The organism is Cohnella rhizoplanae (genome assembly GCF_948329515.1).
Taxonomy (GTDB): domain Bacteria; phylum Bacillota; class Bacilli; order Paenibacillales; family Paenibacillaceae; genus Cohnella; species Cohnella rhizoplanae.
The window spans coordinates 445128-454973 of record NZ_CAOJCN010000003.1 but is presented as its reverse complement, the minus strand read 5'-3'; the positions used below and the strand labels follow the sequence as shown (position 1 = coordinate 454973).

Sequence of the window (9846 nt, the reverse complement as noted above, 5' to 3'; positions counted from 1 at the left end):
CCGTTGCCGGCGCGCGACCTGTTCCGTCTCTATCGTTAAAGAATGATGGCGATGAGGCCGCCCGATCCTTCGTTGATGATGCGGCCAAGCGTTTCTTGCAGCTTGTAGCGCGCATTGTCCGGCATCATGGCGATCTTGCCCTGGATGCCTTCGCGCACGATGGAATGCAGCGAACGCCCGAAGATGTCGGAATCCCAGATCTTGATCGGATCCTTTTCGAAGTCCTGCATCAGGTAGCGCACGAGCTCTTCGCTCTGCTTTTCCGTGCCGATGATCGGCGCGAACTCAGACTCGACGTCGACGCGGATCAGATGGATCGAAGGCGCCGTCGCCTTAAGCCGCACGCCGAAGCGGGAGCCCTGCCGGATCAGCTCCGGCTCGTCGAGCTGCATCTCGGCGAGCGTCGGGGCCGCGATGCCGTAGCCGGTCGTCTTTACCATCTCCAGCGCTTCGGCGAACCGGTCGTACTCGCGCTTAGCGTGGGAGAACTCCTGCATCAGCTGCAGCAGATGGTCTTTGCCCCGGATCTCGGTGCCCACGACCTCCTGCAGGATGCGGTCGTACAATTCGTCCGGCGCGTACAGATCGATCTCGGCGACGCCCTGGCCCATGTTCAGACCGCTCAGGCCCGCACGGTCCACGAAGTCGTACTCGAGGAACTGGGATACGACGCGGTCCACGTCGCGCAGCCGGCGGATGTCCCGGACGGTATCGCGGACCGAGTTCTCATAGCTCGACCGCAGCCAGTGCTGCTCTTGCAGGACCATGACCCAGCTCGGCAGATTGACGTTCACTTCGTGAACGGGGAATTCGTACAGCACCTCGCGCAGAACGCCGAGCACTTCGTCCTCGCCCATCGACGCCACGCTGAGCGTGATGGCGGGTATATCGTATTTGGCCGCGAGCTCCGCGCGAAGCGCCTGCGCCTCTTCGCTCTTGGGGCGCGTCGAGTTGACGATCAGCACGAACGGCTTGCCGACTTCCTTCAGCTCCGCGATGACGCGCTCCTCCGCCTCGACGTAGGAACTGCGCGGGATCTCCGCGATCGTGCCGTCGGTCGTCACGACGACGCCAAGGGTGGAATGCTCCTGAATGACCTTGCGCGTGCCGATCTCGGCAGCCTCCTGGAAAGGAATCGCTTCTTCGAACCAGGGTGTCGTAATCATGCGGGGGCCGTTCTCGTCCTCATAGCCTTTGGCGCCCTCGACGGCGTAACCGACGCAGTCGACGAGACGCACGTTGACTTCGAGGCCTTCGCCGACCTTGATCTGCACGGCGTTGTTCGGCACGAACTTGGGCTCCGTCGTCATGATCGTACGGCCCGCCGCGCTCTGCGGCAGCTCGTCGATCGCCCTGACGCGATCGGCTTCATGTGCGATGTTCGGCAGCACGACCGTCTCCACGAATCGCTTGATGAAGGTCGATTTGCCTGTCCGGACGGCGCCGACGACCCCGAGGTAGATGTCGCCGCCCGTTCGTTCGGCGATATCTTTGAAAATATCCACTTTTTCCACTGAGATTCCCTCCCCTTCGTAATCGCGAAGCCTGCGGTTCCGCCAGCGCGACGGACTCGTACATGAACTTGGACTAGTATCATTCTATGTGCCATGCATGGGAATATGACGCCGGACCATAATTTTTGAGAATTGCCGCCCGGCGCACTCTCATCCAAATGATCTTATGATAGCAACGGGGCGCCTATGTCCGCCGGCACAACAAAAAACCGTTCCGAAGACGGAACGGTCGATCGCGCGCGCGATATGCGCATTATTTAAGAAATGCCTGCGGCTCTCCGCCCGCCAGTCGGTAAACCGGCGATTTGACCGGCACGTAAAACGACTCGGATGCGAGCAGCGCGCGCAGGTCGTCTCCCGGCCCCGGCTTCGTTTCCGCTTTATCCAGCGCCTTGACGATGTCGATGCCGTAGTCCGCGTAGACGGCGCTGCCCGGATCGATCATCAGTTCCAGCACCCGTCCGGTATACATGCTGCGGATCGCCGGATCGTCGATGCCGAGTTTTTTGTAGTCGATCCGCTTGAAGTCCGGGTAGACCTCGTCCGATACCGGCTGCTGGCCCTTGTGCTTAAGCACGTATGCGTTCACCTTGGTCTGGACGACGCCGATCGCCTGATACACGGCGACGTCGAGGAGCTTCACCTGCGGGTCGCTCTCCTCGTCGATGACGAGAAACTGCCCCGAACCTCCGCTCTCGAACGCTTCCTTCGGAATGTCGGTCAAGTAGCCCATCCGCTTGAGCTTGGCGAAGTCGAGCCGGAACTTCTCGTACTGCGGCGTGGCCTCCGTCGCGTTCTCGATCGGCAGGAGTCCGGTATCGCCGCGGTATCTGTCGACCGCTTCCTGCACGATGCGCACCGATTCCTTGGCCGACACCTGGCTGGAAGGCGTATATTCGTCCGGATACAGGCAGCCTGCCAGCGGCAGCAGCGCCAGCGTCAGCGCGAGCAGCGCCGTACGCTTGGCCGCGAGCCGGCTGGCATGGATCCAATGCGGTCTGTTCATTTCGGTACCCCCGTCTTTGCTATCTCTATGGAATTCCACTTGCTTCTCTCCATCCTGATGCGCGATTACCATAAGTCGTCCGATTGTTGGCGCTCCAGCTGCTTGCGCACGGCCGCCTTCAGCGGGTCCTCGGGGATCTCGACGCGCACGGCGCGCCGCACCCGCGCCTGGCAGGACAGCCGGAAGCCCTCTCCGAGCAACGGACCGAGCTTGCGGCGTTCGGCTTCCGTAGGCGCCGTCAGCGCGTCCTCGCATTCCGGCGCCACGCGCACCTTGCACATGAGGCAGCCCGCGACGCCTCCGCAGCGCGTGCGGACCTGCGCCTTGGCCCGCCGGGACGCGTCCAGCAGCGTCGTGCCCGCCCTTACGGTCGCAGCTTGGCCTTCCGGCCCGAATACGACCTCGAAGCCGTTATCGCGCATCGCTCTCGCCTCCTTCGCCGTCCGCGACGAGGCGGCGCAGCTCCCGCAATGTATCCGCGGACAGCGCATGACGCGCAGTCAGCCGCTCCAGTACCGGCAGATGCGCGTCCGGATCGGCTCGCATCAGCCTTGCCGTCTCGAGCGCGCGGTCGCGCCGCCCGCGCAGCAGATTGAAGATCAGCTCGTGTCCGAGCGGCATCAGGCGAACAGACAGCCCGCTCTCGCCGTCCACCCAATCGTCTCCGTGCCCGTAGAGAAAGGCATCCACCTCTGTCCTGTAGCGGGAGCCGGGCACGACGACCTCAAAATCGCCGACGAGCTCGATCTGCACGCCTTCCCAGTCGTAATGGGACAGCAGAGACCGATAGTTCCCCGTCTCATCCCATGCCGGTCCGTCCGTCGATCGCGGGGTGAGCCGGGCGTGAAGCAAGGGCACGGCGGAAGCGTCCGCGTATATATCCAAGTCTCTCGGCGCGGCCTCGAGCCGGGCCCCGCGCAACGCGAGTCCGGCGCTCCCGCCGAGGACCCATCGCGATCCGCTGCCCGAGGTCAGCGCCGCGAACGCGGCAAGCGCGCGGCGGATCGCCGCTCCCGCTTCGTCCATCGGCATGTCCTCAGCTCCTTAGAAGTAGGTCCGGTTGATGGCCGAGATCGTGCCGGCGGTCGCGATGCGGGCTTGGCAGCCGAGCCTGTAGCCGGCGTCCAGCTCCTCGGGTCCGAGACGGTCCCACTCGGCGTCGGTCGATTCCTCCAGGTGCTCGCCGCCGGCCGTTATGAGACAGCGGCAGCGCGCGCAAGTGCCCCGCGAACAATTAAACTGCCAGTCGACGCCCGCGCCGAGCGCGAGCTCGAGCAGCGTGGCGCCGACGCGCGGCGCCGCCTCCGATTCGACCGTTCTTCCTTTCAACTTCAGCATTGCCTCTGCCCTCCGGCTCGAATCTTGGTTGTCATACGATCGATATAAGTCCGCAGACCATGCCGACGAGCAGCATGATAAAGGCGACGAAGGAGAGCCCGAAGCGCAGCGCGCCTTTGGTCTTCGCCCTGGCGAGCATGATCAGTACCGCCGACAGCACCATCAGTCCGATGCCGACGAACGACACCCACATTTTCATCATCGGATCCATATTGCGATAACCTGTCCTTTCCTTTGCCAGCCAGCCCTATGTATGGCGAAAAAAACCGCGCGCGGCGGCGCGGACGATCCCTGTCGAACGCGATAAGCGTAGTCCTATAAAACGGAACATATTATACCACATTCCTGCTCAGCCTGTAAAAATGAAGAAAAAACCGCCGGTTCTGCCGGCGGCTTGAAAGCATAAAGGAAACATCTTATTTGAAAATCTTGATCCGTTCTTCGAGCGGCTTGAACGTCTTCTCGCCGGGCTGCGCAATGGGCTTGCCAAATGGCATCTGCGCAATCAGCAGCCAGCTGTCCGGCAATCCCCATGTTCGCTTGACTTCCTCGTCGATGAGCGGGTTGTAATGCTGCAAGGAGGCGCCGTAGCCCTCCGTCTCCAGCGCGGTCCAGATGACGAATTGATGCATGCCGGAGGAATGGGCCGACCATTTCGGGAAGTTTTCCTTGTAAGCGGCGAATTGCTGCTGAAGGCCTTCGATCACGGTCATGTCCTCGAAAAACAGAACCGTTCCGTAACCCGCGGCGAAGGCATTCATTTTCTCCTGCGTGGACTTGAACTGCTCCGGGTCGCTGACGACCGCTCGCAGCGTCTCGGTCGTAATATCCCAAAACTTCTTGTGCTCCCGCTTAAGCAGCAGCACGATTCGGGCGCTCTGCGAGTTAAACGAGGAGGGAGTGTATCTGACGGCTTCCTTGACGATCTCTTCGATCCGCTCGTCGGGAACGACGACCTCGTCGCTGATTCCGTAGAAGCTCCGACGCTGTCTGACGGCGGTCAGAAAGTGGTCGCTGATGCTCGTATCCGCTGGCATGGTTGGCGCAAACCCCTTCCGGCTCTCGTATGGATGTATCTCGTCTTCAGCTTGCCCGATTACCCGCAAAGCATGAATGGAAAGGCTCACCAAATGCCGGCTGTTCTTCAGCCTGATTAGGCCCATGAATGCACAAAAAGCCTCGCTCCCTAAACAGGAGGAGGCTTTTGGAGGTACGCCGTTATTTTTTAAGCATCATTTTCATGAGTCCTTCGAGGCTGCCCAGGTTCATGCCGCTTTTCTTGACCGCGGACACGATCTCTTTCACCGTATCCTCGGAGACCGGCACGCCTGCCGTGCTCGATACTTGCTTGATCAGCTGGCGGATCGACGCCTCGCTCTGCAGAATGTCCGGGGACACCTTTTGCGCGATTTTTTTCAGCGAACTCTCGGATACGGGCTTACCCGTCTTTTTGCTCACCGAATTGAGTACATCCTTGGAGAACTTCTTGTCCATGCTTCCCCTCCTCCGCAAATCATGCCCTGTATCCTATGAGGCATGCGGCGGGGCGGTGTGGGCGGGCTGACAGGAATCGTCAAAACAAGGCTCAGTTCGAACGGTTGAAAAGGACGGTCTCCTCGATCTCGTGGGTGCGCAATCTGCCCATCAGCGCCTCTACCGCTTGCAACGGCGGCTTACCCTCGAACAGAACGGCATGCAGCTGCGCCGTGATCGGCATCTCGACGCCGTATTGAACGGCGAGCTTGGAGGCGGCCAGCGTCGTGCGGACGCCTTCGACGACCATTCCGATCTCCTTCTGGACTTCTTCGTAGCCGAGCCCCTGCGCGAGCAGCTCGCCGGCCCGGTAATTCCGGCTGTGTCTGCTCGTGCAGGTGGCGATCAGATCACCGACGCCCGCAAGACCGGCGAAGGTCAGCATGTGAGCGCCCATGGCCGATCCCAGCCGGCCGATCTCGGCTAAGCCGCGGGTGACGAGCGCCGCCTTGGCGTTGACGCCGAAGCCGAGACCGTCAGACAAGCCTGCGCCTAGTCCGATGATATTCTTGATCGCTCCGGCCGTCTCCGCGCCTATGTAATCGGGATTGGTATATACGCGGAAATAAGCATCGTTGATAAACAAATCCTGCGCGGCCTCGGCCTGCTTCAAGTCGCTGGCGGCCACGACCACCGTCGTCGGCAGCCGCACGGCCACCTCTTCGGCATGGCTCGGGCCTGACAGGACTACGATCGAGCCTTCGGGGCGCCTCAGCTCCTCGGAGAGCACCTGGGACATACGCTTCAGGCTGCCCGTCTCGAAGCCCTTGGTCGCGTGAACGATAAGCGCATCCGGCTTAATATGAGGCAGGGCGGCCTGCGCGACCTCCCGCATGGCGGACGAGGGCGCGACGAACACGACAGCGGCCGCGCCGCTCAGCGCCTCCGCCATATCTGTCGTCGCGCGAAGCCCGTCGGGCAATACGGTGTCCTTCAAGTATTTGCGGTTCGTGCGGGATTCGTTGATCTCATCCGCTTGGGCGGCACCACGCGTCCATAACTTTACTTGGTGTCCGTTGTCCGCGAGCACGCAGGCGAGCGCCGTGCCCCAGCTGCCGGCTACCAGGACGGTAACTTGGCTAGATGCCATGCGTATCCTCCTTCTTCTTGGCGCCGAGTTTGTTCTCGGTGCCATTAAGCAGCTTGACGATGTTTTTGCGGTGACGAACGATCGCCAGCAGCGCCAATACGAGCGAGCCCCAGAATACGGGACCGACCTCGCCGGCCACGCCGAGTACGATCGGTACGAGTACGGCGAAAACCATGGATCCCAGCGAGACGTAGCGGGTGATGACGATCAGGATGATGGCGACGATGCCGGCGGCCACGACAGGCAGCGGCGTCAAGTAGATAAGGGCGCCGACGGTCGTGGCGATGCCTTTTCCGCCTTTGAAGCGGAAGTACAGCGGCCAGTTGTGGCCGGCGATCGAGGCCAGCCCGCAGGCCACCGCGAGCCATGATCCCTGCTCTCCGGCGATCGCCTGGCCCAGCGCGACGGCGGCGATTCCTTTGGCGATATCCAGCAGGAAGACGGCGGCGGCCGGTCCTTTGCCCAGCACGCGGAGCGTGTTCGTGGCGCCCGCATTGCCGCTGCCGTGCTGGCGAATGTCGATCTTGCGAAGCCAGCGGGCGAACAGAATGCTGAACGAGACGGAACCGAGCAGATAACTGACGACGACGGCGATGACGGCTGGCAGCAATTCGTTCTCTCCTATTCCTGATCGGACTTGCGGCGCGTGAAGAGGCGCAGCGGCGTGCCCTCGAAGTCAAACGCGGCCCGAATCTTGTTTTCCAGGTACCGTTCGTACGAGAAATGCATCAATTCCGGATCGTTGACGAAAATGAGAATCGTCGGCGGCTTCACCGAAACCTGCGTCGCATAGTTGACGCGCAGCCTGCGGCCTTTGTCCGTAGGCGGCGGCGTAATCGCCACGGCATCCGAAACGACATCGTTCAGCAGATGCGTAGGCACGCGCATCGCGTGCTGCTCCGCGACGCGGTCGATGACGGGAAGCAGCCTGTGCAACCTGGATTTCGTCAGCGCGGACAAGAATACGATCGGCGCATAAGACATGAACAGAAAGTGATCGCGGACCGTGTTGGTAAAATGCTGCATCGTCTTGTCGTCCTTTTCGACGACATCCCATTTGTTCACCACAAAGACGGAGGCTTTGCCCATCTCATGCGCGTAACCCGCGATATGCTTGTCCTGTTCAATAATGCCTTCTTCGCCGTTGATGACCACCAGCACGACGTCGGCGCGCTCTATCGCCTTCATAGACCGCATGACGCTGTACTTTTCCGTCGTCTCGTACACTTTGCCGCGTTTGCGCATGCCTGCGGTATCGATCAGGACATATCGTTGGTCGTCCTTCACGAACGGCGTATCGATAGCGTCGCGGGTCGTACCCGCGATCTCGCTGACGATGACCCGCTCTTCTCCGAGTATAGCGTTCACAAGCGAGGACTTGCCGACGTTCGGGCGGCCGATCAGCGCGACCTTGATTACGTCCTCGTCGTATTCCTGGTCTTCGCCGGCCGGCAGACGCTCCACGCAAGCTTCAAGCAGATCGCCGATGCCGATGCCGTGGGAGCCCGAGAGCGCGATCGGATCTCCGAACCCGAGGCTGTAGAATTCATAAATGTCGTCCATCCGCTGAATGTTGTCCACCTTGTTCACGGCGACGACGACGGGCTTGCCCGACCGGAACAAGATCTGGGCCACCTCTTCGTCCGCATTCGTTACGCCGGACTTCGCGTCGACCATGAAGACGATCAGGTCTGCCTCCTCGATCGCGAGCTCCGCCTGAATCCGGACGAGACGAAGCATGCTGTCCTCGAAGTCGATCTCGATACCGCCGGTATCGATGACGCTGAACGAGCGGCCGCTCCACTCTCCGGTACCGTAGATGCGGTCCCGCGTAATGCCCGGCTTATCTTCCACGATGGCCAGCCGGTCACCGATTATGCGATTAAAAATCGTGGACTTCCCGACGTTCGGACGTCCTACGATGGCAATGACAGGTCTTGCCATGCTTTCACTCCTTAAGGGGTTTCCCTGAATCATACAAAGAACATCATAACAAAAATACCCCGCCTTGGCTAACGGTTCCTCCGAAGTCCGGCCGCAGCGCCCGTCAATGCCGATCGACGATCATGTAGAGACCGTCTTTCAATTTGTGCGCGGCACAGTCGAGAATTTTCTCCATGGCGTTCGTCAAATTTTGCAGTTCTTCTTCAGATTTCGCGATGATTGCAGACGAACCATCCGATACATTGGTCGCATCCGTCGTGAGAAGCATCACGATTTTAACCATGGGTCCGTTCTCCTTTCGGCTTGTTGGCCTTGGTCGGCCTGCGGACGGCCGACTCGAGCAGCGGCACGTCGCAGATCGACTTGAGCGCCTTGTCCGGATTGTGCTCCCGGGGCAGCAGCAATACGCCGAGCGAGCCTGTCTCCAGATCCAGCTTGGCGAGCGGCTGAAGAGCGGGGTCGCCGTCGTCGCGATAAAGGCCGAGCCTCGTCGACACGTCGTGCAGAATCGCCTGTCTCAGTCCCAGATTGGCCAGCGTGACCTTGGCATCGTCGCTAACGGGCTTCAGCAAGAAGCCGATCGCCTGTTTCCGGTAGATCTCCAAGTTAGACTCGAGGCCTACATTCATCATGTAGATCGATCCGACCGATACGCCCGCATTCTCCGCGACGACCGGCGCGAACGATACTTCGGCGATATCCTGTATCGTCTTGCCCTTCATGAAGCGCAGAACGATCGCGATGCAGGCGATGCCCAAAAATACGCCCCAAATCCAACTCCACAGCGTCGCGGCGAAGCTGACGATCAACGCGGTCGCGATCGCGAGATAATTGCGCCCTTCAAAGACGACCGCGATGCCTTCGATATAAGTCGCGCCGCGCGGCACCAGCTCCTGTTCATCGATCGCGTTAAGCGTGCCCCGCTCCATGTTGCGGACTTCCCTGAACTGCTGCGCGGCTAGCGACAGAAACGTGATCGCCGTATAATCCTTGCTCATCAGCGCCGGCACGGCCACCGCGCCCAGCGCGCCTGCGATCAAGCCTAGCGCCAAGTGTATGATCTTGCCGTGCGGATAGGCCGGATATTGCCTGTAATCGCTGCGGAGCATGACGATCCGGGCCAGCATGCCGAATGCCGTGCCTAGCGTCACGCCCAGCAACTCATGGTGGCCGGCCAGCCATTTCGCCGTTATCACGCTTCTCGCCTCCTTGAACCGGTTCACTTGCCATTCCTTAGTATGCGCATCGTGGGCGCTCTCAAAAATAAAAAAGCCCCGCGTCTGCGGGGCTGGCTGGGATATCCACTCGAATACAAAAGCTTTTTGTCGAAGAGAACGTAAACTTTCGCGTACCGTTTGGTCCCACAGTTCATAGTTTCGATCGTTTTCGTGTGTTTCCGTTATAAATTAAAGCGCAAAAAG

13 protein-coding genes are annotated in these 9846 nt (G+C 60.5%); all 13 read right to left on the bottom strand.

Annotation, left to right across the window (positions count from 1 at the left end; all coding sequences use genetic code 11):
- Positions 1 to 35: 35 nt before the first annotated feature.
- The gene (gene spoIVA, locus PQG80_RS08850; RefSeq protein ID WP_271750898.1) at positions 36 to 1514 is read right to left on the bottom strand and encodes a stage IV sporulation protein A; all 1479 of its coding nucleotides are present in this window, start codon (positions 1512 to 1514) and stop codon (positions 36 to 38) included.
- A gap of 253 nt (positions 1515 to 1767) precedes the next feature.
- Complete coding sequence (locus tag PQG80_RS08845) at positions 1768 to 2520, bottom strand: YphF family lipoprotein (protein WP_271750897.1); 753 nt, start codon at positions 2518 to 2520, stop codon at positions 1768 to 1770.
- Between the two features lie 65 nt (positions 2521 to 2585).
- Positions 2586 to 2942, bottom strand: a complete 357-nt coding sequence (locus PQG80_RS08840) for a 2Fe-2S iron-sulfur cluster-binding protein (protein WP_271750896.1) — start codon at positions 2940 to 2942, stop codon at positions 2586 to 2588.
- Positions 2932 to 3552 (bottom strand): nucleotidyltransferase family protein, encoded by a 621-nt coding sequence (locus tag PQG80_RS08835; RefSeq protein ID WP_271750895.1) that lies wholly within the window; start codon positions 3550 to 3552, stop codon positions 2932 to 2934. Before PQG80_RS08835 ends, PQG80_RS08840 begins: the two co-directional genes overlap by 11 nt.
- Before the next feature lie 12 nt (positions 3553 to 3564).
- Positions 3565 to 3858 carry a 2Fe-2S iron-sulfur cluster-binding protein gene (locus tag PQG80_RS08830; protein WP_271750894.1) on the bottom strand — a complete coding sequence of 98 codons (294 nt, stop codon included), beginning with the start codon at positions 3856 to 3858 and terminating at the stop codon, positions 3565 to 3567.
- A gap of 31 nt (positions 3859 to 3889) precedes the next feature.
- A complete protein-coding gene (locus PQG80_RS08825) occupies positions 3890 to 4069 on the bottom strand; it encodes a DUF2768 family protein (RefSeq protein ID WP_271750893.1) in 180 nt (59 codons plus the stop codon).
- A gap of 205 nt (positions 4070 to 4274) precedes the next feature.
- Positions 4275 to 4895 (bottom strand): nitroreductase family protein, encoded by a 621-nt coding sequence (locus PQG80_RS08820; RefSeq protein WP_432432734.1) that lies wholly within the window; start codon positions 4893 to 4895, stop codon positions 4275 to 4277.
- Between the two features lie 181 nt (positions 4896 to 5076).
- Positions 5077 to 5352, bottom strand: a complete 276-nt coding sequence (locus PQG80_RS08815; RefSeq protein ID WP_271750891.1) for a stage VI sporulation protein F — start codon at positions 5350 to 5352, stop codon at positions 5077 to 5079.
- Between the two features lie 91 nt (positions 5353 to 5443).
- Entirely contained in the window at positions 5444 to 6481 is a 1038-nt protein-coding gene (locus PQG80_RS08810) for an NAD(P)H-dependent glycerol-3-phosphate dehydrogenase (protein WP_271750890.1), read from the bottom strand.
- The gene (gene plsY, locus PQG80_RS08805) at positions 6471 to 7091 is read right to left on the bottom strand and encodes a glycerol-3-phosphate 1-O-acyltransferase PlsY (RefSeq protein WP_271750889.1); all 621 of its coding nucleotides are present in this window, start codon (positions 7089 to 7091) and stop codon (positions 6471 to 6473) included. Before plsY ends, PQG80_RS08810 begins: the two co-directional genes overlap by 11 nt.
- Before the next feature lie 11 nt (positions 7092 to 7102).
- Positions 7103 to 8425, bottom strand: coding sequence for a ribosome biogenesis GTPase Der (der, locus tag PQG80_RS08800; RefSeq protein WP_271750887.1), 1323 nt, complete (start codon positions 8423 to 8425; stop codon positions 7103 to 7105).
- 103 nt (positions 8426 to 8528) lie between these two features.
- Positions 8529 to 8708 (bottom strand): capping complex subunit for YIEGIA, encoded by a 180-nt coding sequence (locus PQG80_RS08795; protein ID WP_271750886.1) that lies wholly within the window; start codon positions 8706 to 8708, stop codon positions 8529 to 8531.
- On the bottom strand, positions 8701 to 9621 hold the full coding sequence (locus PQG80_RS08790; RefSeq protein WP_432432733.1) for a YIEGIA family protein: 921 nt from the start codon (positions 9619 to 9621) through the stop codon (positions 8701 to 8703). Before PQG80_RS08790 ends, PQG80_RS08795 begins: the two co-directional genes overlap by 8 nt.
- Positions 9622 to 9846 lie beyond the last annotated feature (225 nt).